This is a genomic window from Pseudomonas sp. RIT-PI-AD (assembly GCF_025642785.1).
Lineage (GTDB): Bacteria > Pseudomonadota > Gammaproteobacteria > Pseudomonadales > Pseudomonadaceae > Pseudomonas_T.
The window spans coordinates 133,513-160,218 of sequence record NZ_JANZKU010000008.1; the positions used below are offsets into that span (position 1 = coordinate 133,513).

At 67.0% G+C, this 26,706-nt stretch carries 20 protein-coding genes and 1 pseudogene; 11 read left to right on the plus strand and 10 right to left on the minus strand.

Annotated features, from left to right (window positions below; translation table 11 throughout):
* The first annotated feature begins 1 nt into the window (after nucleotide 1).
* The 8 genes from OGL92_RS09710 (at nucleotide 2) to OGL92_RS09745 (ending at nucleotide 6,839) form a co-directional block, all read left to right on the plus strand.
* Nucleotides 2–421 (plus strand): prepilin-type N-terminal cleavage/methylation domain-containing protein, encoded by a 420-nt coding sequence (locus OGL92_RS09710; protein WP_263143277.1) that lies wholly within the window; start codon nucleotides 2–4, stop codon nucleotides 419–421.
* Nucleotides 418–1,032, plus strand: a complete 615-nt coding sequence (locus tag OGL92_RS09715) for a prepilin-type N-terminal cleavage/methylation domain-containing protein (RefSeq protein ID WP_263143279.1) — start codon at nucleotides 418–420, stop codon at nucleotides 1,030–1,032. Before OGL92_RS09710 ends, OGL92_RS09715 begins: the two co-directional genes overlap by 4 nt.
* A gap of 25 nt (nucleotides 1,033–1,057) precedes the next feature.
* Nucleotides 1,058–1,882: a general secretion pathway protein GspK gene (locus OGL92_RS09720; protein WP_263143280.1), complete on the plus strand. Its 825-nt coding sequence runs from the start codon at nucleotides 1,058–1,060 to the stop codon at nucleotides 1,880–1,882.
* Nucleotides 1,883–1,887: 5 nt separating this feature from the next.
* Entirely contained in the window at nucleotides 1,888–2,994 is a 1,107-nt protein-coding gene (locus OGL92_RS09725; RefSeq protein ID WP_263143282.1) for a PilN domain-containing protein, read from the plus strand.
* Nucleotides 2,991–3,578, plus strand: a complete 588-nt coding sequence (gspM, locus tag OGL92_RS09730; RefSeq protein WP_263143283.1) for a type II secretion system protein GspM — start codon at nucleotides 2,991–2,993, stop codon at nucleotides 3,576–3,578. Before OGL92_RS09725 ends, gspM begins: the two co-directional genes overlap by 4 nt.
* The gene (locus tag OGL92_RS09735; protein WP_263143285.1) at nucleotides 3,575–4,090 is read left to right on the plus strand and encodes a hypothetical protein; all 516 of its coding nucleotides are present in this window, start codon (nucleotides 3,575–3,577) and stop codon (nucleotides 4,088–4,090) included. Before gspM ends, OGL92_RS09735 begins: the two co-directional genes overlap by 4 nt.
* Before the next feature lie 79 nt (nucleotides 4,091–4,169).
* Nucleotides 4,170–6,350 carry a type II secretion system secretin GspD gene (gene gspD, locus OGL92_RS09740; RefSeq protein WP_263143287.1) on the plus strand — a complete coding sequence of 727 codons (2,181 nt, stop codon included), beginning with the start codon at nucleotides 4,170–4,172 and terminating at the stop codon, nucleotides 6,348–6,350.
* Between the two features lie 75 nt (nucleotides 6,351–6,425).
* A complete protein-coding gene (locus OGL92_RS09745; RefSeq protein ID WP_263143289.1) occupies nucleotides 6,426–6,839 on the plus strand; it encodes a hypothetical protein in 414 nt (137 codons plus the stop codon).
* A gap of 42 nt (nucleotides 6,840–6,881) precedes the next feature.
* On the opposite strand, the gene OGL92_RS09750 is transcribed toward OGL92_RS09745, so the two are convergent.
* Entirely contained in the window at nucleotides 6,882–8,063 is a 1,182-nt protein-coding gene (locus tag OGL92_RS09750) for an NAD(P)/FAD-dependent oxidoreductase (protein ID WP_263143364.1), read from the minus strand.
* A 122-nt stretch (nucleotides 8,064–8,185) separates the two neighbouring features.
* Between OGL92_RS09750 and OGL92_RS09755 the strand changes: the two genes are divergently transcribed.
* Nucleotides 8,186–8,932, plus strand: a complete 747-nt coding sequence (locus tag OGL92_RS09755; RefSeq protein ID WP_263143290.1) for a transporter substrate-binding domain-containing protein — start codon at nucleotides 8,186–8,188, stop codon at nucleotides 8,930–8,932.
* On the opposite strand, the gene yccS is transcribed toward OGL92_RS09755, so the two are convergent.
* The 7 genes from yccS to betB all read right to left on the minus strand — a co-directional run bounded on the left by yccS (nucleotide 8,904) and on the right by betB (nucleotide 20,145).
* Entirely contained in the window at nucleotides 8,904–11,096 is a 2,193-nt protein-coding gene (yccS, locus tag OGL92_RS09760; protein ID WP_263143291.1) for a YccS family putative transporter, read from the minus strand. The two genes, OGL92_RS09755 and yccS, sit on opposite strands and share 29 nt — an antisense overlap.
* Before the next feature lie 164 nt (nucleotides 11,097–11,260).
* Entirely contained in the window at nucleotides 11,261–12,496 is a 1,236-nt protein-coding gene (locus OGL92_RS09765) for a diguanylate cyclase (RefSeq protein ID WP_263143292.1), read from the minus strand.
* Between the two features lie 119 nt (nucleotides 12,497–12,615).
* Nucleotides 12,616–13,995 carry an ATP-dependent RNA helicase DbpA gene (gene dbpA / locus OGL92_RS09770; RefSeq protein ID WP_263143293.1) on the minus strand — a complete coding sequence of 460 codons (1,380 nt, stop codon included), beginning with the start codon at nucleotides 13,993–13,995 and terminating at the stop codon, nucleotides 12,616–12,618.
* Between the two features lie 83 nt (nucleotides 13,996–14,078).
* Complete coding sequence (mdtD, locus tag OGL92_RS09775; RefSeq protein ID WP_263143295.1) at nucleotides 14,079–15,512, minus strand: multidrug transporter subunit MdtD; 1,434 nt, start codon at nucleotides 15,510–15,512, stop codon at nucleotides 14,079–14,081.
* 89 nt (nucleotides 15,513–15,601) lie between these two features.
* On the minus strand, nucleotides 15,602–16,297 hold the full coding sequence (locus OGL92_RS09780; protein WP_263143296.1) for an RraA family protein: 696 nt from the start codon (nucleotides 16,295–16,297) through the stop codon (nucleotides 15,602–15,604).
* Nucleotides 16,298–16,923: 626 nt separating this feature from the next.
* Complete coding sequence (betA, locus tag OGL92_RS09785) at nucleotides 16,924–18,606, minus strand: choline dehydrogenase (RefSeq protein WP_263143298.1); 1,683 nt, start codon at nucleotides 18,604–18,606, stop codon at nucleotides 16,924–16,926.
* A gap of 66 nt (nucleotides 18,607–18,672) precedes the next feature.
* Nucleotides 18,673–20,145, minus strand: a complete 1,473-nt coding sequence (gene betB / locus OGL92_RS09790) for a betaine-aldehyde dehydrogenase (RefSeq protein WP_263143300.1) — start codon at nucleotides 20,143–20,145, stop codon at nucleotides 18,673–18,675.
* A gap of 485 nt (nucleotides 20,146–20,630) precedes the next feature.
* Here betB and OGL92_RS09795 point away from each other — a divergent pair, with 485 nt between their 5' ends.
* Nucleotides 20,631–22,166, plus strand: a complete 1,536-nt coding sequence (locus OGL92_RS09795; RefSeq protein ID WP_263143366.1) for a BCCT family transporter — start codon at nucleotides 20,631–20,633, stop codon at nucleotides 22,164–22,166.
* Between the two features lie 14 nt (nucleotides 22,167–22,180).
* On the opposite strand, the gene betI is transcribed toward OGL92_RS09795, so the two are convergent.
* Nucleotides 22,181–22,777, minus strand: a complete 597-nt coding sequence (betI, locus tag OGL92_RS09800) for a transcriptional regulator BetI (RefSeq protein ID WP_263143302.1) — start codon at nucleotides 22,775–22,777, stop codon at nucleotides 22,181–22,183.
* A gap of 518 nt (nucleotides 22,778–23,295) precedes the next feature.
* Here betI and OGL92_RS09805 point away from each other — a divergent pair.
* Nucleotides 23,296–24,264 (plus strand): annotated as a pseudogene (locus OGL92_RS09805) (GlxA family transcriptional regulator); the annotation flags it as partial.
* A 767-nt stretch (nucleotides 24,265–25,031) separates the two neighbouring features.
* Here OGL92_RS09805 and aceF read toward each other — a convergent pair.
* Nucleotides 25,032–26,696 carry a dihydrolipoyllysine-residue acetyltransferase gene (aceF, locus tag OGL92_RS09810; protein ID WP_263143303.1) on the minus strand — a complete coding sequence of 555 codons (1,665 nt, stop codon included), beginning with the start codon at nucleotides 26,694–26,696 and terminating at the stop codon, nucleotides 25,032–25,034.
* Nucleotides 26,697–26,706: the final 10 nt, after the last annotated feature.

Here is a 26,706-nt window from a genome sequence, read left to right on the forward strand (position 1 = left end):
CATGCCCAAGCTGCAGCGCGGTTTCACCATTCTCGAGGTTCTGGTCGCTTTCATGGTGGCGGCCTTGCTGCTGACCGTCATTCTCAGCAGCTTCACCAATGGTATGAGCAATCTGGCCAAGACCGACCGGCTGAGCGTGGCGGCCCTGGTGGCGCAGTCGCGGCTGGCCGAGTTGGGCGTTTCCGTGCCGCTGGAGGCCGGAACCTTCGAAGGCCAGGACGAATCCGCGCCGGAGTATCGCTGGCGGATCAGGGTGGCGCCGCTGGAGTGGGACTTCACCGACCAACTGAGCGCGGCGGGCGGCATCGTCTACAAGGTGGATATCACCGTTCTATGGCCCGGCACGAAGCGCGCCAACAGCTTCTCCCTCACCAGCTTGAGGACGGTATTCGCCCAGGAAGCCGGCAAGGAAGGCTCATGAAGTCCAATCGTGGTTTCACCCTGCTCGAAGTGCTGGTGGCGCTGACCCTGACCGGCTTGCTGGTGGTCGCGCTGTTCGGCGGCTTCCGCGCGGGCATCCGCAGTTGGCAGACGGTGGAGCGGCACACGGCCTTGGTGGAGGAGCCGCGCCAGCTCAGCGCCATGCTCTACCGTCATCTGGGGCAGATGATCCCGGCGGTTTTCGGGACGAATTCGGAGGGTGGTCAGGAGGCGGGGTTCATCGGCGAGGTGAACCGTATTCGCTATGTCGCGCCCCTGGCCATGTCGGCCAACGGCCTGCCCTACATTTTCGAGATGGTGAGCAACCGGGAGGGACAGGAGGGCGTGTGGGTCCGCTTCGCGCCTTACCAGGCAGACAAGCCTTCCGAAGAACAACTGGCCGGTTCGGATTTCCTGCAGGTCAGCAAGACGCTCGACGTGACCTTCCGTTATTTCGGGGTAGGCAACGACAGTAACGGCATCGAACGCTGGTCCGACACCTATTCCTCCAATGAGCTGCCGCGGCTGGTCTCCTTTCGCCTTGCCGGCAGCGAGCGGGCCTGGCCGGAAATGATCTTCCCCGTGACGCGGATAGGGGTTCCCAGTGAGTGAGCGTTGGGTACGGCAGCACGGCGTCGTGCTGATCGTGGTGCTGTGGATAGTCGCGTTGCTGACCTTGCTGCTGGTGGCTTTCAGCACCAGCGTCCGGGTGGACAAGAACATCGCTTCGGAAATCGTCTACCGGGCCAAGACCCGTGCGGCGGCTGAAGCGGCGTTGCATTACCTGGTCGCTCTCCAGCGCATCGGCGACGAGACTTGGTCCGGCTTGCCGGGGCAGGTGCTGATCCTGCCGTTCTCCGAGGGCGCGCGTTTCCGCCTGCTGCCCGAGGAGGCGTTCATCAGCTTGGTCGGCGCCCCGGACACCCTGTTGAACCAAGTGATCTCGCGAGTCGCGGATGACGATACCGACGTCGAGCAAGTGGTCGCCCATATCATCGAACGGCGGGAAGGAACGGTGGCGCCCAAAGAGGGCGAAGCCGCTCCGGCTGAGGGGCCCGCCGTCCCAGCCGCTCCGCTTCTGTCGATCGACGAGTTGATGCTATTGCCTGGTGTGAGCCGCAACTGGCTCGACCGGCTCGCGCCTTTGGTGACCGTGGATGGCACCCAGCCCGGCGTAGACGTGGCCCACGCATCTCTTTCGGTCCTGCAGGCGTTGACCGGCGACGACGGCAAGGCCGCCGAGCTCTATGGAAAGCAGGGCGCTGCCGATTTCAATCCCGCCGATACGATCGACCCGGCGCTGATCAGCACGCCGGAGGGCAGCCTTTTCCGCCTTCAGGTGGAGGTGCAGGCCGCCGGGAAGCCTCAGCAGGTGGAGGTTACGGTGATGTTCGGCGACGGCCCGGACGGGTATCGGATCGTTCGCTGGAACGAGTATACTGCTCGCTTTAACTTGGACTGACCTGCATGCGAATCGATGTCGGTAACTTGAATCTTTTCGGTGTGGATCTGAACAAGGCCCTTCGCTGGTGGGGGCGAGGCCTGCGGGAAAGTTTCCCGGTGGGTTTCGAGACGCTTTTCCTGCGTCCTTCCCCGAAGATCAAGGCCATCGTCGAAGGTGATTGGCTGTATTTTCAGCGTATCGATCACCTGCATGCGCGCGAAGCCGTGCGTATCGCCCTCGAAGATTTGAGCCTGACCCAGGATGGCGGTTTGCGCGGCGATCTGCTGGGTGCCGGGCCACTCAAGATGGACCTCGTCCAGCTCGAATTGGTTCTGCCGGACGCGCGAGTGCTGCGCAAGCATTTGCCTCTTCCCCAGGAAGTGCGCGATGAGGTGCGGGAGGTGGTCGGTTATCAGCTCGGACGCTTGACGCCGTTCCCGGCCGAAAAACTATATTTCGATGCACGCATTACCGAGCGGCCCGGCGCCGAAGGCATGCTCGACGTCGAGCTGGTCGCCGTGCCGCGAGCCTATGCCGATCCCTTCATTGAACAGGTCGAGCGCCTGAGCGGGTTTCGGGTCTCGCGGCTGGGGGTCGCCGGTGAACGCCCCTACAACCTGTTCGGCAGCCCCCGGGTCTCCAGCCGCTGGTGGCGGCGACTGAGCCTGAACAGCTGGCTCCTCGCCCTGTCGCTGCTCGCATTGCTCGCGTGCGCGGCGGTGCCGTTGCTCAAGGAGAGGCAACTGGTCATCGAGCGTAAGCAGCAGATCGCGGCGCTACAAGGCGAGGTGACCGGGCTCATGGCCACCAATGAAATGCTGGAGAAAGACCTCGCCTCGCTGAATCACATCCTTGATCAACGCTCGAAACTGCCGCAAACCTCGGCCATCATCGCGGAAATGAGCAAAGTGGTACCGGACAATATCTACATGGCGGACCTGCGCATCCAAGGCGATACCGTGACCATGACTGGCTATGGCAGCGATGTGGTCAACCTGATCGACCTGATCAATGCCTCCGAGCTGTTCGACGGCGCCCGCTTCACCTCGCCGGTCAGCCGCAATGCTCGTACCGGACTCGATCAATTCACCGTCAGCGCGCGGTTGACCGCGACGGGTGCCGGTGAATGAACGCATTTCTGAGCAAGCACCGGAGTCTGGCCAGTTGGCTGATCCTGCTCGGCCTGGTGGCCTTGGTGCTGATGGTGCTGGTCGCGCCCCTGCTGGATCGCCACGAAAAATACCAGTTCGAACTCGCCCGCGATGGCAGGACCCTGCAGCGCTTCCAGAGCATCGCGGGCTCGCGCGGCCAACTGGAGATCGCCCATCGGCAGTTCCAGGAGCGGGGCCTCGGGCAGTGGGTGTTTCCGGCCGCTACCGCACCCGCCGCCATCGAGCTGGATATCCAGCGGCGGGTGTCCGATGCCATTGCCACGTCCAAGGCACAGGTGCGCTCCATCGCGCCTCTGAACGCCCAGAGCCGCAATGGCTACATGACCATCGGTGTGCGCGCGACGTTCAGCGGCTCCATGCCCAACGTGATGGGGAGCCTCGACCGGCTGGAGTCGAGCCTGCCGCTGCTGGTGATTCAGGATTTCCGGATCAACCCGAGTCTGGTGAGGGCCCGGCCCAATGCGCCGGAGGAGCAACTCGTCGAAGTGCAGATGTCCGTAGTGACGTTCGTCCCGGTGGACGCCGGCGGAGGTGCGCAATGAGTCCATCGCGCGCGTTATCCATGCGGGTAAGGCTGGCTCTGGTCCTGGCCACGGTGATCGGCGTTTCGCTGGCGGCGTTGCTCTGGGTGACGACCACTGCGGACCCATTGCGCGTGGTGCGTTTGCCGGAATTTCGCCTGCCGGACGAGCAGACGCTGTTCGGCAAGGGGCCGCAGCGAAGCCTCGATACCGCGATTTCCCGCCCGCTGTTCTGGCCGAGCCGTCGTCCTGTCGCCGAGGTAGCGGATAACCCCACAGCCGAGGTGGCCAGCGCGGACGGCATTCAATTGCTCGGCGTCGTGGTGCAAGGGGGCGTCCGGATGGCGCTCCTCGGCACCAAGGGTGGCGTGGTGCGCGTGCGGATGAAGGATCTGGTGCTGGGCTGGACGGTCGAGCAGATCAAGCCGGAAGGGGTCCGCCTCGTCAATGGACAGCAGAAAGTCGAACTGCTGGTGGTGCCGCAACGCCGGGAAGGCATTCATATCGAGCCTGTAGCCCCCGCCAAACCATGACGGGCGACAGGTTTTTCACAGTCAAGCGTGTAGGCCGTGGTTCCTCGAACCAGGGGTCGACTGACAGAGAGCGTGTGTTATGACATTTATGAAGACGGCCGGCGCGTCGTTTCGTTTTCCCTTGAGCCTGCTGTGCGCCGCTGTTCTGCTCTCCGCGTGCAGTGTGCTGCCGGAAGCGGAAAAAAAACCGGCGGAGCCGGCACCCAAGATCATCAAGCTCAACTCCGAGACGCCCGAAGCCTACGTCGAGCCCAATAAGGAGCTGGATCCCCAGGGCCGCACGCTGTTCGAACAGCGTGGCAGCGGCAAGTTCGTGGGCGCCCAGGGCAGTCCGAAGAGCGCCAGCACGGCGGCGGACGGCGTGAACGTCAATTTCGAGAACGCGCCCCTGGGCGACGTGCTCGCCGCGATCCTCGGCGACATGCTCAAGGTGCCCTACTCGCTGGAGGGCAACGTGGGCGGCAACGTCACCCTGGTGTCCAGCAAGCCGGTGCCCCAGAGCGCCTTGCTCGACATGCTCGAGTCGATGCTCGAAGCCCAGGGCATCGCCATGGTGCAGAGCGAGAACGGTATCTACCGGATCGGCCCGGCGGCCCAGTTGCGCCGTGACGTGCCGGTCAACCAGCGTGCCGCCAGCACCCAGCGCGGCTACAGCGTACAGATCATTCCGCTGCAATACCTTTCGGTGGACGAGGCGGTGAAGATTCTCGAGCCGCTCGGCATGAAGGACAGCGTCCTGCGCGCCGATCCGGTGCGCAACATCCTCATGCTCGGCGCCTCCGGCCCGCAGATGCAGAACGCCACGCGTACCCTGCAGATGTTCGATGTGGACGTGCTCAAGGGCATGTCCTACGGCATCTACGAGGTGACCAACCTGGACGCCAAGGTCATCGTCGACCGATTCAACGCGATGATCGGCAATCCCGAGTTGGGTCCCCTGGCCAACGTGGCCAAGCTGGTGGCCATGGAAGAAATCAACAGCGTGATGGTGATCACGCCGAACGCCAATCAGCTCGACTCGGTGCGCACCTGGTTGAAGCGCCTGGACAGCGTGGGGCTCGACGACAAGGACCAGGCCAACTCGCAGCTGTACGTCTATAACGTGCAGAACGGCGAAGCCAAGGTCATGGCCGAGTTGCTGGGGCAGATCTTCGGCGGTACCTCCACCGGGGCCAACCCGTCCACCAGCGGCAGCGTGGCGCCGGGCTTGAGCCAGACCGAAACCTCCAGCGATGGCACCAGCAGCATGGACGCTTCGTCGTCCACGATGGGGTCGTCCTCCTTGTCGGGAAACACCAGTCAGAAGACCAAGGGCGCGGCCAGCGTGACCACCCCTGACGGCACCCGCATCGTAGCGGATGAAGGCAACAACAGTCTGCTGGTGATGGCGGCGCCGAAAGAGTGGCGCAGCATTCGCTCGGCGCTGGACAAGCTGGATAAAACGCCGGCACAGGTGCTGGTGGAGGTGTCGATCTGGGAAGTCACCCTGACCGATGCGCTCCAGTATGGGGTGGAGTGGTACTTCGACACCCACCCCGGTGCCAGCGATGCGGTGGGCGGTGCGGTCAATGGAGGAGGCCGGCTGTCCCTCAACAACGCGGTCGGCCGGCTCGGCACCGGCTTCTCCTACGTCTTCACCGGGAGCGACTGGCGTTCGGTCATCAACATGCTGTCGACCCAGTCGCGGGTCAAGTCGCTGTCCTCGCCCTCGGTCCTGGTGCTGGATAACCGCGAGGCGAAGATCCAGGTCGGTACCCAGCAGCCCATTTCCACCGGCACCACCTCCTACCCGACCAGCGGAAATGCCACTACCACCCAGAACTTCACGTTGAAAGACACCGGGGTGCTGCTCAAGGTCAAGCCGCGCATCAACGCCGGCGGCCTGGTGGTGATGGATATCAACCAGGAAGTGACCGACGTGGGCGAGAAAGATGTCATCACCAACCAGAGCACCTTCCTCAAGCGCAGCATAGAAAGCTCGGTCGCCATCAAGGGCGGAGACACCATCATCCTGGGCGGTCTTATCCAGGACAACCAGAGCAAGAACAAGGCGGGCATTCCCTATCTGAGCCAACTTCCCCTGATCGGCCCACTGTTCGGCTACAAGGACGACAGCGACAAGCGTACGGAATTGCTCGTGACCATTAGCCCGCGGGCGATCAATCAGTACCAGGACTTCGAAAAGGTCGGCGAGGAATTCAGGGAGAAAATGCGCGGCGTGACCGAATCGTTCCGCGAGGAACTGAACGGACGTCCCTGATCGCGGCCTAATCCCGTCTTGAAAAATCGGCCCGCCGCATGGGTGGGCCGCCGATCTGCACACCTAGGAGGAACGATGAAATTCAAGTCAGGTTTAGCCTGTATGGCGCTCGTGTTGGTGTCCGCCTGCAGTACTTTTCATCCCAAGTCGAACGAAGAAGCGGTCATGGCGCGGGCTGAACAACGCCAGGAAGCGCTGAAGAAAGCCGAATACGAGAAGGCTTATTCGTTCATGTCGCCCACCTACAAGGCGAGCCACACGCTGGACCGTTTCAAGGCAACCGTTGGACGGGGCGCGGCCATGATGGTCGACTCCAAGGTGACCTCGGCCCAGTGCGATGAGGATGCCTGCACCGTGCTGGTGGATGCCAACTACAAATTTCTCGACAAGGGTTCGATGATACCCATGAAGCCCCTGCTGGTTCCGCGGACCAACAATGAGCGCTGGATCAAGGTGGACGGCGAGTGGTGGTTCATCAAGCTGGATTGATCTTCGCCTCAGGCCGCTGGAGACCTTTCCTCCGGCGGCCACTCACACGCATTGCCCCGCCGCATACCCCGAAGCCCAGGCCCACTGGAAGTTGAAACCGCCCAGGTGGCCGGTCACGTCGAGCACCTCGCCGATGAAGTACAGCCCGGGGGATTTCTGCGACTCCATTGTCTTCGACGACACCTCCCGTGTATCCACCCCGCCCAGGGTCACTTCCGCCGTCCGATAACCCTCGGTACCCGAAGGCAGCACCTGCCAGGCCGTCAGACGTTCGGCGATGGCGTCCAGCTCGGCGGCGGCGTAGTGCTTCATGGGTTTCGAAACGAACCAGTGCTCGGCCAGCAAGTTCGCCATCTTGCGGGTGAACAGCTCGCCCAGCAGCGTCTTCAGCTCGGCGTTCGGGCGTTCCCCTTGCTGCGTGCGCAGCCAGAGCGGCACGTCCAGATGGGGCAGCAGGTCGATCTCGAGGCGATCGCCCGGCTGCCAGTAGGAGGAAATCTGCAGGATCGCCGGGCCGCTCAGGCCACGGTGGGTGAACAGGATGTTTTCGCGAAAGCTCTGCCCGTTGCAACTGACCTGGCAATCCTCCACCGCGGTGCCCGACAGCTCGGTGCACATCGCCTTGAGCTGGTCGGTGATGGTGAAGGGCACCAGGCCGGCGCGGGTCGGCAACAGGCTATGGCCGAACTGTTGCGCCACCTGATAACCGAAGCCGCTGGCGCCCAGGGTCGGTATGGACAGGCCGCCGGTGGCGATCACCAGGGAGGTGCAGTCCACCAGGCCGGCGTGGGTGGTCAGGCGATAGCCGCCTTCGCGTTTGTCGATCCGCTCGATGCCGGTATTCAGGCGCAGATCCACGCCGGCGCGGGTGCATTCGTCGAGCAACATGGCGAGAATGTCGCTGGCCTTGTGGTCGCAGAACAGTTGCCCGAGTTTCTTTTCGTGATAGGCGATGCCATGGCGATTCACCTGTTCGATGAAGTCCCACTGGGTATAACGCGCCAAGGCGGACTTGCAGAAGTGCGGATTATGGGAGAGGAAATGGGCGGGCTCGGTGTAGAGATTGGTGAAATTGCAGCGACCCCCGCCGGACATGAGGATCTTCTTGCCGGCCTTGTTGGCATGGTCCAGCAGCAGCACCCGGCGGCCGCGATTCCCGGCGGTCGACGCGCACATCAGGCCGGCCGCCCCGGCCCCCACAATCGTCACATCGGTTTCCAGCACCGCCGCATCCTCCCCCAGGAAAAGGCCGCGAGTGTACTCCATGTCGACTGGCGGCTTCCGTGTCGATGCAATCCCGCCTAGTCTGGCTAGACTCTCGATTCGTTTTGCGGGTGGACGCTGGCATGTACTCGGCGCGCATGGTCCTTTGGCTGGTTCTATCGTTCGGCTGGGCAAGCGCCGGCCTGGCCGAACCCTTGCGCCTGGTGGGCGACGTCTGGCCGCCGTTCACCGATGTCAGCCTGCCCTCGGGCGGTCTCGCCAAGGAGCTGGTGGTCACGGTGTTGCAGCGCGCCGGCTATGCCAGCGAATACGTGCAGGTGCCCTGGGCGAGGGTACTGCGAGGCCTGCGGGCGGACGACTACGACGTGGTGGTAAGCGCCTGGTACGACCCCGAGCGCGCGGAGTACGGGTTGTTCTCCGACCCCTATCTGATCAACCGCCTGCGGTTTTTCCAGCGCCGCGAGGCCGGTATCCATTTCGAGCGACTGCCCGACCTGTACACCTACAGCATCGCGGTGGTGCGCGGTTATGCCTACGAGCAGGCGTTCGACCGCGATACGCAACTGCTCAAGGTGCCGGTGGTGGACTTCGCCATGGCCGTGCGCATGCTCGCGGCGGGTCGGCTCGACCTGGCGGTGGAGGACGAACGGGTGGCGCAATACCACCTGCAACGTGAGCTCAAGGGCCTCGGCGAGCTGCTGGAGCCGCTGCCGCACCCCCTGAGCGAGAACGGCCTGCACATCCTGGTGCGCCGCGATCATCCCCAGGCGCAGCGGATCGTCGAGGACTTCAATCGGACCCTGAAGGACATGCGCGCCGACGGCAGCTACGCGGCGATCTTCAAGCGCCACGGCCTGGCGAGCGACTGACCGGCCGCGCGGCCAGCAGGTGCGCCACCATGCTGCGCAACGGGGCGAGCTGCCGGCAGATCAGCCCCAGTTCGGTCTGCACCAGGCGATGGGTGTCGTCCAGTTCGTCCGGGATCTGCTCCAGTTGCCCTGCCAGGGCTTCCTCGGCGTCACTCTGCAACGCCACCGGGGTGCCCTGGAGCAGGGCCTGCGCCAGGCTTTCGAGGGTCTCCGCGAACTGTTCCCCGGCGGCTTCCAGTGGCCGGTTGCTGGCGTCCTCCGGCAGGCTCTCGCGGTGCGCGCCGAGGGCGGACAGGTAGCTCAGCAGGGTGTGGGACAGCGCCAGGAAGCGGAAGCCGGTCTCGGCGTCCTTACGGAAGTGGCCCGGCTCCATGAGCATGTTCGACAGGGTGGTGGACAGCGCCGCATCGGCGTTGTGGGCGTTGCGCCGGGCCAGGCGGTAGGCGAGGTCGTCGCGCTTGCCGGTGGCGTATTGCAGCATGATTTGCCGCAGGTAGCGGCTGTTACAGCTCAGGGTATTGGCCACCACGGCATTCAGCCGCCGGCCCTGCCAGTCGGGCAGGATCAGGAACACCGCCAGCGCGGCGATCAGGCTACCCAGCAGGGTATCCACCAGGCGCGGCCAGATCAGGCCGTAGCCATTGCCGACCTGGTTGAAACAGAACAACACCATCAGGGTGATGGCGGCGGTCGCCAGGGTATAACGGCTGGTGCGGGTGGCGAAGAACAGCACGCCGGCGAACACCGCGAACGCGGATTGCAGCAGCGGGTTGGGAAACAGGTCGAACAGCGCCCAGCCGGCGACCAGGCCGATGGCCGTGCCGAGAATTCGCTGGACCAGCTTGGTTCGCGTCGCGCCGTAGTTGGGCTGACAGACGAATACCGTCGTCAGCAGAATCCAGTAGCCCTGCTCAGCATGTACCGCGTGCAGCACGCCGTAGCCGGCGGCCAGCGCCAGGGCCATGCGCAGCGCGTGGCGGAACAGCAACGAGGTCGGCGTGAGTTGCAGGCGGATGCGCTCCAGCGCGTCCTTGAAGCTGTGCGGCGCCCGGTCGAGCAGACTGCTGTCCTGCTCCTCGGCGAGGGCATCGGGGTTGTTGGCGCTGGCCAGTTGGCGCTCCAGGGTGGTGAGGTTGTTGGACAGCGCGCGCAGGGCCCGCAGCAGGCCGCGCCAAGCCGGGTTGTTCTGTCGCTCCAGGTAGTCCAGCGAGGCCTGCAGGTCGAGCATCGCCTGGGCGCTGGCGTCGCCATAGTCGAACGGCTGGCGCATCTGAATCGCCTGGCCGAGTTCGCGGCAGGCATTGGCTTGCAGCTTGAGTAGGCGCTGGCAGCGATAGAGCACGTCGCTGTGGAAGAACGCCTCGGCCAGGGCGTTATAGGGCGAGTGCGAGGAACTGGCGCGCTCGTGGATGTCCTGGGCCATGAAGTAGAGCTTGAGGTAGGGGTTGACCTTGGGCCCGGGGCGGCCGTTGCCGATGCGGTTGAGCAGGGTCTCCTTGGCCACGTTCAGCGCTGAGACCACCTTGCCGTTCTGCCGCGCCAGCTCCAGGCGGCGGCCTTCCACGTCGAGTTGGCGCAGGGGCTCCAGCAGACGCGACTTGAGCTTGAGGTAGAGGCCCAGCTCGCGGTACAGCCGCGCCAGGTTCTGCTGCACCGGCTGGTGGGCGAAGAGGGCGCTCCAGAGCACCGACAGCGCGCCGTACCAGGCCGCGCCGGCGAGCAGCATCAGCGGCTCGTGCCAGAAGTCTTCAATCACGCCGTTGCGCTGGTCGACGCCGATCATGCTGTAGATCGACAGGATCAGCGTGGCGGAGGCGATCGCCGCATAGCGCTCACCCAGGGCGCCGAGCATCACCAGGCCGAAGGCCGAGCAGGCCAGGCCGGCGACGAACAGGCCGGGATAGGGGAACAGCCATTCCACCGCGAAGGCGGCCACCGCGAAGCACGGCAGGATCACCGCCAGCGCGCTGAGGCGCCCGAGCCAGCTGTCGTCGGTCTCCGCCAGGGCGCTGGCGATGATCCCGAGGAACAGCGGAATCACCAGGTCGGGACGCCTGAACCCGGCGCACAGCGCCATGACGCCGGCCAGGGCGATGAACACCCGCAGGCTGTAACCGAACTTGTCCAGGGCCCAGAGGCGGCGCAGGGAATGACGGAAAGGCATGGTGATCGTTCCGGGCGAATCGGTAAAAGGGCGCTAGGGGGCGGCGATAGTCCGTAGGTTACGGAAGTCGATCCGCGGCGGCGAGACGTTGGACGGGCGCCGGACGGCGGCGGTTCTCGCCCGACCGGACCGCCAGCCCGGCGCGCCGGAAGGCGCGTTCCCCGTCACTCGGAAATGGTACGGCCACGGCCTTCGCGCTTGGCCCGGTAGAGCCGCATGTCGGCTTGATGCAGCAGGCTTTCCAGGTCGTCCGGTGCGCCGTAGTAGACCCCGGCGCTGAACGACAGCGGCGGCGCGCCGACGCTGTACTTGAGGTGCGCGCAGGTATCCCGCAGGCGGTCGAGCGCGGCATGCAGGGTCGCCGCGTCCTGCTTGCTCACCAGGGCGAATTCCTCGCCGCCCAGGCGCCCCAGCAGGGCGTCCGGGAAGGCCGCGAGCAGACTGCGGGAGAAGGAGACCAGTGCCGCGTCGCCGCTGGCATGGCCGAACTCGTCGTTGATCGATTTGAACAGATCGAGGTCGAGCATCGCCACGCTGATGTCCTGGCCGCCGCGCTGCGCCTGGCGGAACAGCTGGATGCCCTGTTCGTAGAAGGCCCGCCGGTTGTACAGGTTGGTCAGCGAATCGAACTGCGCCGACTGCTTCAGGGCGCGCACCAGGTCCCGGCGCTCCAGGGTGGACATCACCCGGCAGTTGAGCTCTTCCGGGCAGAACGGCTTGCGCAGGAAGTCATCCGCGCCATGCTTGATGAACGTGGCGCTGAGGGAGCCCTTGTTGTCGGCGGACAGGCCGAGAATGATCAGCTCGTTGCGCTTGAGCTTCTGCCGCAGCAGTTTGACCAGCTCGAACCCGCTTAAGCCCGGCATGCTGTGGTCCACCAGGAACAGGTCGATGTCCGGGCGTTCCTGGAGGATGCGCAGGGCTTCGTTGCCATCGGTGGCTTCGATGATCTGGTACAGGTGCGGGGTGAGCACGCGGCGGATGAAATGCCGGGTGGCATCCGAGTCCTCGGCCACCAGGATCTTCACGTTGCAGTTGCTTTCCAGGCGGTGGATCAGGCGGAAGGCGAACTCGTAGGAGTACTGGCTTTCCTTAAGCACGTAGTCCACCACGCCCTTGAGCAGCAGCTCGTCCCGGCGTTGCTCGTTGTAGGAGCCGGACAGCACGATGCAGGGCAGGTTGTAGCGCATCACCAGGTCGACGATCTCGCCGTTGGGCGCATCCGGCAGGTTGAGATCGACGATGGCGGCGAACAGCAGCTCCGCGGAGGTTTCCAGCAACACTTCGGCTTCGCCCAGGGAGGCGCAGAACAAGGGTTGCAGGCCATGCTCCTGGCGGAACAGGTGCTCGAGGATCTTCAGTACCAGGGGGCTGTCTTCGACGACCAGAATATTGCGCACAGCGGTCTCCAGAATTCAGGTTCTGATGATGGCACAGCATGCGCGCCCTGGCATCCCGCCACGCGCGGAAAGGAGGGCGTGGCGCGTCGACGGGACGGCCGCGCCAGGCTCGCGTGTCGCTAAAGCGCGCGCACCTTGAGCGCGCGTCCCTTGATCCGGCCCTCGTTGAGGCGTTTCAGGGCCTGCCGGGCGATGCCGCGCTCCACCGCGACGAAAGCCTGGTAATCGAAGATGGCGATCTTGCCGACCTGGGTACCGGGGATGCCGGCGTCGCCGGTCAGCGCGCCGAGGATGTCGCCCGGGCGTACCTTGTCCTTGCGTCCGGCGGCGATGCACAGGGTCGCCATCGGCGGCAGCAGCGGCTCGCCGCTGGCGGGCTTGAGCTCATCGAGCGGGCGCCAGTTCAGCGGTTGCTTCTGCACCTCCTCGATGGCCTGGGCGCGGCTGGCCTCGGCGGGCGCCACCAGGCTCAGCGCCAGGCCTTTCTCGCCGGCGCGGCCGCTGCGGCCGATGCGGTGGATATGGATTTCGGCGTCCCGCGACAGCTCGACGTTGATCACCGCCTCCAGCCCGGCGATGTCCAGCCCGCGGGCGGCGACATCGGTGGCCACCAGCACGCTGAGGCTGCGGTTGGCGAACATCGCCAGCACCTGGTCGCGATCGCGCTGTTCCAGGTCGCCATGCAGCGCCTCGGTGACCAAGCCGAGGGACTTCAGGTGATCGACCACGTCCTGGCACTGCTGCTTGGTGTGGCAGAAGGCCACGCAGGATTGCGGGCGGAAATGCAGGAGCAGGCGGCCGAGGGCGTCCAGGCGCTGGCGTGGGTCGATCTCGTAGAACCGCTGTTCGATCTGCCCGTCGGCGTGCAGCGCTTCCACCTGGACCCGCTGCGGGTCGCGCAGGAAGGTGGCGGCGAGTTGATCGATGCCGGCCGGATAAGTGGCCGAGAACAGCAGGGTCTGGCGCTTGGCCGGGGTCTGCCGGAGGATGTCGGCGATGCTGTCGTAGAAGCCCATGTCGAGCATGCGGTCGGCTTCGTCCAGCACCAGGGTGTTGAGCCCGTCGAGCGTCAGGGTGCCCTTGCGCAGGTGCTCCTGAATGCGTCCCGGCGTGCCGACGATGATGTGCGCGCCATGCTCCAGGGAGCCGATCTGCGGGCCGAAGGGCACGCCGCCGCAGAGGGTCAGCACCTTGATGTTGTCCGCGGCGCGGGCCAGCCGGCGGATCTCCTTGGCGACCTGATCGGCCAACTCCCGGGTCGGGCACAGCACCAGGGCCTGGCAACCGAAGTAGCGCGGGTTCAGCGGGTCGAGCAGGCCGATGCCGAAGGCGGCGGTCTTGCCGCTGCCGGTCTTGGCCTGGGCGATGAGGTCGCGGCCCTTGAGGATCAGCGGCAGGCTCTGCGCCTGGATCGGCGTCATAGCCACGTAGCCGAGGGCGTCGAGGTTGGCCAGCATCGCGGCGGACAGCGGCAGGGAAGCAAAAGCGGTAGAGGTCACGGAACGGGCCTGCGCGAAGCGGAAAGCCCGCAGTGTAACAGGTGCGGCGGCGCGGCCTTCGGCGCGTCCGCCGGGTCTGGCGCTCAGCCTTCCACTTCCGGTTCCACCGGGAGGGGACGGCGCGGACTGCGGCCGTCCGCCGGGGACAGCTGCAGGAAGATCGCCGCGGCCAGCATCGACAGCAGGCCGATGCACAGGAAGGTGAGCTGGAACGCCTGATGCACGTCGCCGACGCCATCCGCACCGGTGGTCGAGGTGAAGCCGCCGAGCAGCGCCGCGGCCGAGGCCACGCCCAGGCTCATCGCCAGTTGCACCACCACCGACAGCAGGCCATTGCCGCTGCTGGCATCGGCGTCGCCCAGGTCGATCAGGGTGACGGTATTCATCGCGGTGAATTGCAGCGAGTTCACCGCGCCGATCAGGCCGAGCTGCACCAGCAGCACGGCGTGGGGCATCTCGTTGGATGTCAGCGCCAGGCTGGCGATCAGGGCGCCGAGCAGCAGGGTGTTGCCGGTGAGCACGTTGCGGTAGCCGAGGCGTTCGATCAGCGGTCGCGCCAGCGGCTTCATCGCCATCGCCGCCAGCGCCAGGGGCACCATGCTCATGCCCGCTTCCGCCGGCGAATAGCCCATCGCCACCTGCAGCAACAACGGGGTGAGGAACGGCAGGGCGCCGCTGCCGAGGCGGGCGAACAGGTTGCCGAGGATGCCCACGGCGAAGGTCCGGGTGAGGAACAGCGAGGGCGAGAACAGCGGCCGGTCGATCCGCGCCGCGCGCAACCAGTAGGCCGACAGGCAGGCCAGGCCGCCCATCAGCAGGAGCATCACCCGCACATGGGGCATGCGCAGTTCGCCCAGGCCTTCCAGGGCGATGGTGATCAGCACCATGGCGGCGCCGAACAGTCCGAAACCGATGCCGTCGAAGCGCGTGCGCTCGGAGCCGCGCAGGTCCGGCAGCAGTTTCCACACGGCATAGCCGCCGAGCATGCCCACCGGCAGGTTGATCAGGAAGATCCAGTGCCAACTGGCGAACTCCACCAGCCAGCCGCCGAGGGTCGGGCCGATCAGTGGTCCCACCAGGCCGGGCAGGGTGATGAAGCTCATGATCCGCACCAGCTCCGTGCGCGGGTAGGCGCGCAGCACCACCAGCCGGCCCACCGGCATCATCAGCGCGCCGCCCAGGCCCTGGATCACTCGCGCACCCACCAGCATGCCCAGGGTTTGCGACAGCGCGCAGAGCAACGAGCCGAGGCTGAACAGCAGGATCGCGCCGAAGAAGATCCGCCGCGTGCCGAAGCGGTCGGCGATCCAGCCGGACGCCGGGATCAGCAGCGCCACCGTGAGCATGTAGGCGATCACTACGCCCTGCATGCGCAGCGGGTCCTCGGCCAGGTCGCGGGCCATGCTCGGCAGCGCGGTATTGAGGATGGTGCCGTCCAGCGTCTGCATGAAGAACGCGATCGCCACGATCCAGGGCAGCAGGCGGGCGGTGCGGGCGTCGAGCTGAAGGCTGGGCATGGGCGACCTCTGAAGGTGGATGTCTGACTACAGACCGGCGATGGCCGCCCGGGTTGCGTGAACTCCCCGGCCGCGCGGCCGGCCGGGGTTCAGAGCGGGCAGCCCTTGGCGCGCAGGATGGCGTCGAAGCGCGCCGGGTCGAGGGTGCCGTTGCGGATCGCCGCCAGGGTGTCGGCCTCCCGTTGCAGCAATTCGCGGCAGCGGATCAGCAATTCGGGCAATTCCTCGCGCGCGGCGGCGACCACGCCGTCGGCGTCGCCGACCACCAGATCGCCGGGATGCACCAGCATGCCGGCGCAGGAAATCGGTACGTTGATCTCGCCCTGGCCATCGGTGCTCGGGCCGCGGTGCACGCAGCCCAGGGCATAGGCCGGCAATTCGCCGGTCTGCCATTCCTCGAAATCGCGCAGGGCGCCGTTGATCACCACGCCGACGATACCGGCCTTGAGCGCCATGGCGCGCATGATCCCGCCGAACACCGCGCGGGTCAGGTCGCCGCTGCCGTCGATCACCAGCACGTCGCCGGGGCGCGCCATCTGCATGGCCTTGAGGATCATCAGGTTGTCGCCGGGGCGGACGCGCACGGTCAGCGCGCTGCCGAGCATGGTGCCATTGCCGTGGTAGGGCTTGAGCCCCAGCCCGCCGACGTTGCGGCCCATGCAGTCGCTGAGCGCGGCGGCGGGAATCTTGCTGAAGGCTTCCAGCCAGTGGGGGTCGAGTTGCTCGACGTTGGGGTTGATCAGGTAGCCTGCCGGCCAGTGACCGGACGATGTGATCGCGAACATGCAAAGCCTCGCAGGAACGGCGTGCGCCGCGTACAGGGGTGGAAGACGGACCGATGCATGACCGGCCGGTCAGGTGTCAGGGTAACAGCCCGCCACGGCTTTGTCGGCCGCCCGGGCGATGGACCGCGCAAGGCTATCGTCGCGTACCGGGCCGACCCGCCCTCGATCGCGGCGCCCGCCGGCTGCTGCGAGTCTCGCCGGGAATGCCCTCTGGCGTCAGGTACCGATGCGCACGGCCGGGGCGGTTACAGGGATCGGATCGGTCGCGAGCCTCGCATCCCGCTCATGCCGCTCCTTATCTCGGAGCAAAAGGGCGTTCGGCGCCGAGGCGCGCGCGGGCGATGGCCGGACGCGCTCCACACCTTCGGCGGCGATACGGCCTTGAGAGCGTGATGGCGAAGGAGCCCGGCAAGCGCCCTCGCTACTTCGAGCGCTGGTGCCCTGTCGGACGGCGACCGGTGTCGGGCCGGCCTTGACGGCGGAGAGCCGACTTACGGCGTTTGCCGCCGTCGGCTGCCCCGATCCTCCCGGCGCTGCAGGCGCATCGCGCCACGCCGCCCGTAGGGTTCTGTCGGCAGGGTGGCGACGGGCGACGCCGGGGCGTGCGCCCGCTGCGGTGGCGTCGGTCAGCGTTGCGCCGCGCCGCGCACCGGGGTCGTGCCGGCCACGTAGTAGTCGGCGTCGCTGCGCGGCAGGGGCGTGCGCCCGCGGATGCGGTCGGCGAGCTTCTCGGCGAGCATGATGGTGGTGGCGTTGAGGTTGCCGGTGATGATCTCCGGCATGATCGACGCGTCGATCACCCGCAGCCCCTGCATGCCGTGCACGCGGCCCTGGCCGTCGACCACCGCCATGTCGTCCTCGCCCATCTTGCAGGAGCAGGAGGGGTGGAAGGCGGTCTCGGCGTGTCGGCGGACGAAGGCGTCCAGTTCGGCGTCGCTCTGGACCTCGGCGCCCGGGCTGATCTCGCGGCCGCGGTAGGGGTCGAGGGCCGGCTGCGCCATGATCTCGCGGGTGATGCGGATGGCGTCGCGGAATTCCTGCCAGTCCTGTTCGCTGGACATGTAGTTGAACAGGATGCTCGGGTGCTGCCGCGGGTCCTTGGAGCGTGCGCGCACGCGGCCGCGGCTGGGCGAGCGCATCGAGCCGACGTGGGCCTGGAAGCCATGCTCCTTCACCGCGTTGCTGCCGTTGTAGTTGATCGCCACCGGGAGGAAGTGGAACTGGATGTTGGGCCAGGCGAACTCGTCGCGGGTGCGGATGAAGCCGCCCGCCTCGAAGTGGTTGCTGGCGCCGAGGCCGGTGCCGGCGAACAGCCATTCGGCGCCGATCGCCGGCTGGTTCCACCATTGCAGCGCCGGATACAGCGAGACGGGCTGCTTGCAGGCGTATTGCAGGTACATTTCCAGGTGATCCTGGAGGTTCTCGCCCACGCCCGGCAGGTCGTGCACCAGGGGGATGTCCAGTTCGCGCAGCAGCGCCGCCGGGCCGACCCCGGAGCGTTGCAGGATCTGCGGGGAGGCGATGGCGCCGCCGCACAGCAGCACTTCGCGGCTGGCCCGGGCGGTCTGCGCCGTGGTTTCGTCGCCTTGGAGGTAGGCCACGCCAACCGCGCGCTTGCCGTCGAAGAGAATGCGCTCGGTCAGGGCATGGGTGACGATGGTCAGGTTGGGGCGCGCGCGGGCCTGGTCCAGGTAGCCGCGGGCGGTGCTGGCGCGGCGCCCGTTACGGGTCACCGTGCGGTCCATCGGGCCGAAGCCTTCCTGCTGGTAGCCGTTGAGGTCGCTGGTGCGCGGATACCCGGCCTGCACGCCGGCTTCCACCATGGCGTGGAACAACGGGTTGTTGCCCGGCTTGGGCGTGGTCACGCTCACCGGGCCATCGCCGCCGTGATAGGGGTCGGGGCCGATGTCGCGGGTCTCCGCCTTGCGGAAGTAAGGCAGGCAGTCGAGGTAGCTCCAGTCTTCCAGGCCGGGCGCCTTGGCCCAGTTGTCGAAGTCCAGGGCGTTGCCGCGGATGTAGCACATGCCGTTGATCAGCGAGGAGCCGCCCAGGCCCTTGCCGCGCCCGCATTCCATGCGACGGTTGTCCATGTGCGGCTCGGGGTCGGTCTCGTAGGCCCAGTTGTAGCGGCGGCCCTGCAGCGGATAGGCGAGGGCGGCGGGCATCTGGGTGCGGAAGTCCAGGCGGTAGTCGGGGCCGCCGGCTTCCAGCAGCAGCACGCGGGTGCCGGCGTCTTCGGTGAGGCGGGTGGCCAGCACGTTACCGGCCGAGCCGGCGCCGATGATGATGTAGTCGTATTCCCGGGACATCGGTGTCCTCCAGTGGAGCGATCGGTCGGATACCGGCGCCGCAGGGCGCCGGGGAGATGCGGTGGGTCAGAACACCGAGGCGTAGTCGCCCAGTTCCACCTGTACCGACTTGATCCGGGTGTAGTGCGCCAGGGTGGTCAGGCCGTTCTCGCGGCCGACGCCGGACTGCTTGTAGCCGCCCACCGGCATTTCGGCGGGGGACTCGCCCCAGGTGTTGATCCAGCAGATGCCGGCTTCCAGGCGGTGGATGACCCGATGCGCGCGGGCCAGGTCGCGGGTCACCACGCCGGCGGCGAGGCCATAGTCGGTGGCGTTGGCGCGGCGGATGACTTCTTCCTCGCTGTCGTAGGCGAGGATGCTCATCACCGGTCCGAAGATCTCCTCGCGGACGATGCGCATGTCGTCGCGGCAGTCGGTGAACACCGTGGCGGCCACATAGGCGCCGCGGGCGTACTCGCCCTCGGTGACACGTTCGCCGCCGATCAGCAGGCGCGCGCCTTCCTCGCGGCCGGAGGCGATGTAGCCGAGCACGTTCTCCAGGTGGGCGAGGCTCACCAGCGGGCCGAAGTTGGTGCTTTCCGCCTGAGGATCGCCGAGGCGGATGCGCTGCACCCGCTCGACCACCTTGGCCTCGAACCGCGCCTGCAAGGCGCGCGGCACGAAGACCCGGGTGCCGTTGGTGCACACCTGGCCGGAACTGAAGAAGTTGGCCATGACCGCGATGTCCGCGGCGCGGTCGAGGTCGGCGTCGTCGAAGACGATCAGCGGCGACTTGCCGCCCAGTTCCATGGTCACCTCCTTGAGCGAGGAGCTGGACGCGCTGGCCATCACCTTCTTGCCGGTGGCGGTGCCGCCGGTGAAGGAAATCTTCTCGACCCCCGGGTGTTCGGTGAGCGCCTGGCCGACGTCGCGGCCGCTGCCGGTGAGCACGTTGAACACGCCGTCCGGCAGGCCGGCCTCGGTGTAGATCTCGGCCAGCTTGAGGGCGCTCAGCGGGGTGACTTCGCTGGGCTTGAAGATCATCGCGTTACCGGCGGCCAGGGCCGGCGCGGACTTCCACAGGGCGATCTGGATCGGGTAGTTCCAGGCACCGATGCCGGCGACCACGCCCAGGGGTTCGCGGCGGGTATAGACGAAGGAGGACTCGCGCAGGGGAATCTGCTCGCCCTCGAGGGCCGGAACCAGGCCGGCGTAGTACTCCAGGACGTCGGCGCCGGTGACGATGTCGACGTTGCGGGTCTCGCTCAGCGGCTTGCCGGTGTCCAGGGTTTCCAGGGCGGCCAGGTCGTCGTTGCGCTGGCGCAGCAGGTCCACCGCGCGCCGGAGGATGCGCGAACGCTGCATGGCGGTCATCGCCGCCCAGACCTTCTGGCCTTCCTGGGCGCTGGCGACGGCGCGCTCGACGTCCTCGGCGCCGGCGCGGTGGACCCGCGCGAGGACTTCGCCATTGGCCGGGTTCAGGGTCTCGAAAGTTTCGCCGCTGGCGGCGGGCACGTAGCGGCCACCGATGTAGAGCAAGTGGTCGTCGAATCGGGGCATGTCATTCCTCTCTGAATAATGGGTGCGAGGCTCGGGTCGCCGATAGGCGGCATCGCTGCGAGCGGCTGTCGCCCGGCGAGGCGGACGCCTCTGTGCCGCTTGGTTGTTCGCCGGGTGGCGAATGAGGGAGCTCGCGTTCCGTCGCGGTGTGAAGCAGGCGAGGGACGAACCGGGCGGCCATCCGCGGCGAAAGACTGTTGCCGGATCAGGCGCGCAGCGTCCCGAGGCTGTGAAATCAGCCTACTTTATTTTTATTGAACGTTCAAACAACAAAGAATAAGCTCCCGTCCATGATCCGGTCTGCGGCAGATCGCCGCACCGCTTCAGCCGTCCGCCGGCGCCCATCAAACGGGCGCGGCCGTGGACGGCCTGTGGTTGGTCGCGCCTGCCGGCGCCAGCTTTCACTGCCTTGGAGTGCTCTGCACATGAGTACCGCGTCTCCGCTCACGACAAACCAACCGGGAAGGGCGCGCCTGAACCCGGTGGTGTTCTTCGCATCCACCGCGCTGATCCTGACACTCACCCTCGCCCTGATCGCCTTTCCCGAGGCGGCCGGTGCCTGGCTGCAACGGGCCCAGGCCTGGCTGTCGCGCAGCTTCGGCTGGTACTACATGCTGGCCATCGGCGCCTATCTGTTCTTCGTGCTCTACCTGGCGTTCTCGCGCTATGGCGACCTGCGCCTGGGCGAGGATCACGAGCGGCCCGACTTCAGCTATGGCGCCTGGGCGGGGATGCTGTTTTCCTCGGGGATCGGCATCTCGCTGCTGTACTTCGCCGCGTCGGAGCCCCTGGACCACTTCTACAACCCGCCGGAAGGCGAGGCCGGCAGCGCGTTCGCCGCGCGCCAGGCGTTGCAGCTGACCTTTCTCCATTGGGGTGTGCACGGCTGGGCGATCTATGCCTTGGTGGGACTGGCCGTCGGCTACTTCGCCTATCGCCACAAGCAGCCGCTGGCGCTGCGCTCGGCGCTCTATCCGCTGTTCGGCACGCGCCTGATGCACGGCTGGGTGGGCGACGCGGTGGACTGCTTCGGCATCTTCGTCACCTTGTTGGGGCTGGTGACCAACCTGGGCATCGGCTCGTTGCAGGTGTCCTCCGGTCTGGAATACCTGTTCGGCCTGCCCCACAGCCGTGCCGCGCTGCTGACGGTGATCCTGGTGATGAGCGCGGTGGCCACGCTGGCGGCGGTCTCCGGGGTGGAGAAGGGCATCCGCCGGTTGTCCAACCTGAACATCCTGCTGTTCAGCGGCCTGCTGCTGTTCGTGCTGTTCGCCGGGCAGACACTGCATCTGCTCAACGGCCTGGTGCAGAACCTCGGCGACTACCTCAACGGCCTGATCCTGAAGACCTTCGACCTGTACGTCTACACCGGGCCGGCGGCCCGCAGCGAAGCCTGGATGGGCCTGTGGACGCTGTTCTACTGGGCCTGGTGGATTTCCTGGGCGCCCTTCGTCGGCATGTTCATCGCGCGGATCTCCCGGGGTCGCACGGTGCGCGAGCTGATCTGCGGCGTGCTGCTGATTCCCCTGGGCTTCACCCTGGCCTGGCTGTCGATCTTCGGCAACAGCGCCATGGACCTGGTGACCGCGGGCGGTGCGGCGGACCTGAGCAAGGCCGCCCTCGAGCAGCCCTCCATGTCGATCTACCTGCTGCTGGAGCATTATCCTTGGGCCAAGGCGGTGATCGGCCTGTCGATCTGCGTCGGCTTCGTGCTCTTTCTCACGCCCGCCGACTCCGGCTCGGTGATGCTGGCGAACCTGTCGCGCAAGGGCGGCGAGCTGGACGAGGATGCGCCGCACTGGCTGCGGATCTTCTGGTCGGTGCTGATCACCCTGGTGACCATCGGCCTGCTGTTCGCCGGCAACTTCACCGCCATGCAGACCGTGGTGGTGCTGGCCGGCCTGCCGTTCTCGGTGGTCCTGCTGCTGTACATGGCGGCGCTGCTCAAGGCCATGCGCCTGGACGTGGAGACCCGCGCCATCGTCCAGGTCGCCCCGGTACCGGTTCCCGGCCCGCACTGAGGCGACGGGCGCCGCTAGCGGCTGGCGTCCTTTTCCAGTTGCAGGTCCAGGTAGTCGTAGGCGATGCCGAGGGCCTGCTGGATATCGAAGCGATCCCCGGAAAGCGCGCCGCGCAGCCACAGGCCGTCGATCAGCGCGGCCAGGCCGCGGGCGGCGCTGCGCGCTTCGGCCACCGGCAGCAGGCGACGGAACTGGCAGCAGAGGTTGCTGTACAGGCGGTGATCGTTGACCCGCTGCAGGCGGCGCAGGGCCGGCTGGTGCATGCTGCTCGCCCAGAAAGCCAGCCAGGTCTTCATCGCCGGGCCGTTGACCTGGCTGTCGTCGAAGTTGCCATCGATGATCGCCCGCAGGTGCGCGCGCGGGCTGCCTTCGGCGAGAGCGGCGCGGCGATCGCGCACCGCCTGGCTCAGCGCCTGCATCAAATGGCGCATGGTGGCGTCGAGCAGGCCGTCCTTGTCCTGGAAGTAGTGACTGATGATGCCATTGGACACGCCGGCGAGCCGGGCGATGTAGGCGATGCTGGCGTCGCCCATGCCGACCTGGTCCACCGCCTGCAGGGTGGCGGCGATCAATTGCGAGCGGCGTATCGGTTGCATTCCCACCTTGGGCATCGATGACTCCACGATTCGTGTGGTTATGGACGAGGTGCGGAGTCTAGGGCGGTTTTGATTGATCAATCAATCAACCTTGCCGCTCCGGGCGTTCATGTCGCAGGCCGCGGGCCCTGCCGATTCCACCAATCCCGCCGCACGCGCCAGGCGTCGCGGGCCGGCCCGCGTCCATCGCCAGGCACCCGCCCGCCACGGCGCGGGCCCATCCGGGTGCGCGGCCCGCGAGCTTTTGGTGCGCCCGGGCGGGTTCGGTTCGCCATGGGCGTGCGCGGGCGTCGGGGTCATGCCCGCCGGGCATGGGAAGGTCGGCCGTCATGGCTGCGAAATGCCCGCGCGGCGCGTTCCTTGCAAAGCCGTTCCGGAAGACGAGCGCAACCACGCGCGGCGTCTGCCCCGCGCTTTTCCGGGGTACGCCGGGAGGTTCGGCACGTCGCGCCGGATGGTTGTGCGCGCGACGCGATCCCCGGGCCTGCTCCGGGCCGCATGCCGCCCGCGATGCGCACCTGTGAGGAACCCCTATGTCAGCGTTCGAACGAGGCGCTTCCGCGCGCAGCCAAGCCCCCCAGGTCATCGGCTTCCTGTTGCTCGACGATTTCACCCTGATTTCCCTGGCTTCGGCGATCGAGCCCTTGCGCATGGCCAATCAGCTTTCCGGTCGCGAGCTGTACCGATGGCTCACACTGAGCCACGACGGCCGGCCGGTGAGCGCCAGCGACGGCCTGCGCGTTACGCCCGACGGTGGCTGTGCCGGCCTGCACGCCTTGGACATGGTCATCGTCTGCGGCGGCCTGGATATCCAGCGCCACCTCGGCGCCCCGCAGGCGCAGTGGTTGCAGCAGCAGGCGCGCCTGGGCCGCCGGCTCGGCGCCGTGTGCACCGGGAGCTGGGCGTTGGCCCGCGCCGGGCTGCTGGACGGCCATGCGTGCAGCGTGCACTGGGAATGCCTGGCGAGCCTGCAGGAGGCTTTCCCCCGCGTGGAGGTTACCACCCGCCTGTTCTCCATCGACCGCGAGCGCGCCACCGCCTCGGGCGGCACCGCGCCGCTGGACATGATGCTCAACCTGATCGGCCGCGCGCACGGTCGCGAGTTGGCGACGGCGATCTCCGACATGTTCATCTACGAGCGCATCCGCAACGAGGACGATCACCAGCGGATTCCGCTCAGGCAGCAGCTAGGCGGCCCGCAGCCGCGATTGCAGGAAAGCGTCGCGCTGATGGAGGCCAACCTGGAAGAGCCCATCGACCTGGACGATCTGGCCCGCTACGTGGACATCTCCCGTCGGCAACTGGAGCGGTTGTTCCAGAAGCACCTGCACTGTTCGCCGTCGCGCTACTACCTCCAGTTGCGCCTGAACCGGGCGCGGCAATTGCTCAGGCAGACCACCCTGTCGATCATCGAGGTGGCCGCGGCCTGCGGCTTCGTCTCCACGCCGCACTTCTCCAAGTGCTACCGGGAATACTTCGGCATGCCGCCGCGGGACGAGCGCGCCGGCGCGTCGCCCGCCGGGCCGGCCATGCTTCCGCCGCTTGAGGCGCGAGGTCGCACGGCCGTCTCCAGGGAGATACCGGCCGGGCATCGCCCCGCGCAGTGGGCCGGCGCGCGCGCCTGAGTCGCTCGCCGGCAGGCGCGCCGCGAACCTTTCGTCCCGCCCTGTCAGGGCGCGCTCATTCGCCCCGCCATCGCCTGCGAACGGTTGCCAGGCTCGTATCGGCGCCGTCCATCCAGGGGAAGGGCCGTGGCTCGGGCAGCCGGACCGCCGACGGTGAGACACGCGGGGTACGCCAAAGGGTGAATTCGACACACACCCGCGCGCCTGTCGTGACCGACGCCTCGGCCGCGTTCCTGGAAGGCCAGCCGCAGGACCTGAGGTCTTCGCCGGTTGTCGGGCTGTAACCGCCGGATGCACGACGCACGGACCGATACCGCCGGGCCGAGCGAGTACCGGTCGCCGCCTTCCGGCAATGGTGGGGAGTCGTTCCATGGCGGCGCTTCCTGCGATGCCTCGTGGACGTCGATCCCGTCCGGGCGTGCCCAGCGGGGAGCATGGCGCGTACCAGCCATTGCCGTCGCCACCCTGGGAAAGGGGCCAAGATCTTGATAAAAAAAACCCGCCGTGAGGCGGGGTCGAGGTACGAGTCTGTGTGGCAGTCTCGAAGAAAACCGGGGCGGCGACAGGGCGCCGCCGTGGAAAGGAACGGGTGGTCGGGCACCCGTCGCCGGCATGCCCGCCCCATAGGACGGGCATGCCGGGGATTACAGCAGCAGGGTGCGGATGTCCGCCAGCAGCTCGCCGAGGCGCTTGGTGTAGCGCGCCGCCGCGGCGCCGTTGATCACCCGGTGATCGTAGGACAGCGACAGCGGCAGCATCAGGCGCGGCTGGAAGGCCTTGCCGTCCCACACCGGCTGGAGGGTCGCCTTGGACACGCCGAGGATCGCCACCTCGGGCGCGTTGACGATCGGCGTGAAGCCGGTGCCGCCGATGTGGCCGAGGCTGGAGATGGTGAAGCAGGCGCCCTGCATGGCGTCGGCCGAGAGTTTCTTGGTCCGCGCCTTCTCGGCGAGTTCCGCCGCTTCGGCGGCCAGTTGCAGCAGGCTCTTCTGGTCGACGTTCTTGATCACCGGGACCAGCAGGCCTTCCGGGGTGTCCACGGCGAAGCCGATGTTGACGTACTTCTTGCGGATCAGCGCCTTGCCGCTCGGCGCCAGCGAACTGTTGAAGTCCGGCAGTTCCCGTTGCAGGTGCGCGCAGGCCTTGAGCAGCAGCGGCAGCACGGTCAGCTTGACCCCGGCTTTTTCCGCCACGGCCTTCTGCGCGACGCGGAAGGCCTCCAGCTCGGTGATGTCGGCCGACTCGAACTGGGTCACGTGGGGCACGTTCAGCCAGCTGCGGTGCAGGTTGGCGGCGCCGACTTGCATCAGGCGGGTCATCGGCACTTCTTCGACTTCGCCGAACTTGCTGAAATCGATCTCCGGCACCGGCGGGATACCGGCGCCGCCAGTGGCGCCGGACGGCGCGTTCTTGGCCTTCTGCAGGCTCGCCTTGACGTAGGCCTGCACATCCTCCTTGAGAATCCGCCCATGGGGACCGCTGGCGCTCACCGCCGCCAGGTCGACGCCGAACTCGCGGGCCAGCAGGCGCACCGCGGGGCCGGCGTGAACCTTGCCGCTCGGTCGTTCCGCCACGCTGGGGGCGGCGGGTGCCGCCGCTTGCGGCGCGGCGGGCGTGTCGGCGCTTTGCTTGGGCGCCGGGGCGGCCGGCTGCTCCGACTTGGCGGGCGGGGCCTTGGCCGCGGGAGCGGCGCCGGCGACTTTCAGGGTGAGGATCAGGTCGCCGGTGCCGACTTCGGCGTCCAGCTTGACCTGAATGTTCTCCACCACGCCGGCGGCCGGCGAGGGGATTTCCATGCTGGCCTTGTCCGACTCCAGGGTGATCAGCGACTGGTCGGCCTCGATGCGGTCGCCGGCCTTGACCAGTACCTCGATGACCTTGGCCTTGCCCGCCGAACCGATGTCCGGGACGCGGATTTCCTGGCTGCTTTCGCCGCCGCTGGGGGCGGATTCGGCCTGGGCCTGGGCCTCGGCGTTGGAGGCCGGGGCGTCTTCCTCGGCCTCGTCCACCGCCTGGCTGGGCTTGGCGGCCTCGGCCTGCGGCGCGGCGGCCGGGATCTCGGCGGCCTTGCCGGCGTCCTCGCTTTCCAGTTCGAGCAGCTCGTCGCCTTCTTTCAGGCGGTCGCCGAGCTTCACTTTCAGGCTCTTGACGATCCCGGCCTTGGGCGCCGGGATCTCCATGCTGGCCTTGTCCGACTCCAGGGTCAGCAGGCTTTGGTCGGCTTCGATGCGGTCGCCGACCTTGACCATCAGCTCGATGACTTCGCCTTCGCCACTGCCGATGTCGGGTACGCGGATCAATTCACTCACGGTGCGTCTC

Coding starts and splice junctions, on each gene's coding strand:
- OGL92_RS09710 (WP_263143277.1), top strand. CDS start 2: ATGCCCAAGCTGCAGCGCGGTTTCACCATTCTCGAGGTTCTGGTCGCT.
- OGL92_RS09715 (WP_263143279.1), top strand. CDS start 418: ATGAAGTCCAATCGTGGTTTCACCCTGCTCGAAGTGCTGGTGGCGCTG.
- OGL92_RS09725 (WP_263143282.1), top strand. CDS start 1,888: ATGCGAATCGATGTCGGTAACTTGAATCTTTTCGGTGTGGATCTGAAC.
- gspM (WP_263143283.1), top strand. CDS start 2,991: ATGAACGCATTTCTGAGCAAGCACCGGAGTCTGGCCAGTTGGCTGATC.
- OGL92_RS09735 (WP_263143285.1), top strand. CDS start 3,575: ATGAGTCCATCGCGCGCGTTATCCATGCGGGTAAGGCTGGCTCTGGTC.
- gspD (WP_263143287.1), top strand. CDS start 4,170: ATGACATTTATGAAGACGGCCGGCGCGTCGTTTCGTTTTCCCTTGAGC.
- OGL92_RS09745 (WP_263143289.1), top strand. CDS start 6,426: ATGAAATTCAAGTCAGGTTTAGCCTGTATGGCGCTCGTGTTGGTGTCC.
- OGL92_RS09755 (WP_263143290.1), top strand. CDS start 8,186: ATGTACTCGGCGCGCATGGTCCTTTGGCTGGTTCTATCGTTCGGCTGG.
- yccS (WP_263143291.1), bottom strand. CDS start 11,096: ATGCCTTTCCGTCATTCCCTGCGCCGCCTCTGGGCCCTGGACAAGTTC.
- mdtD (WP_263143295.1), bottom strand. CDS start 15,512: ATGCCCAGCCTTCAGCTCGACGCCCGCACCGCCCGCCTGCTGCCCTGG.
- OGL92_RS09780 (WP_263143296.1), bottom strand. CDS start 16,297: ATGTTCGCGATCACATCGTCCGGTCACTGGCCGGCAGGCTACCTGATC.
- betA (WP_263143298.1), bottom strand. CDS start 18,606: ATGTCCCGGGAATACGACTACATCATCATCGGCGCCGGCTCGGCCGGT.
- betB (WP_263143300.1), bottom strand. CDS start 20,145: ATGCCCCGATTCGACGACCACTTGCTCTACATCGGTGGCCGCTACGTG.
- betI (WP_263143302.1), bottom strand. CDS start 22,777: ATGCCCAAGGTGGGAATGCAACCGATACGCCGCTCGCAATTGATCGCC.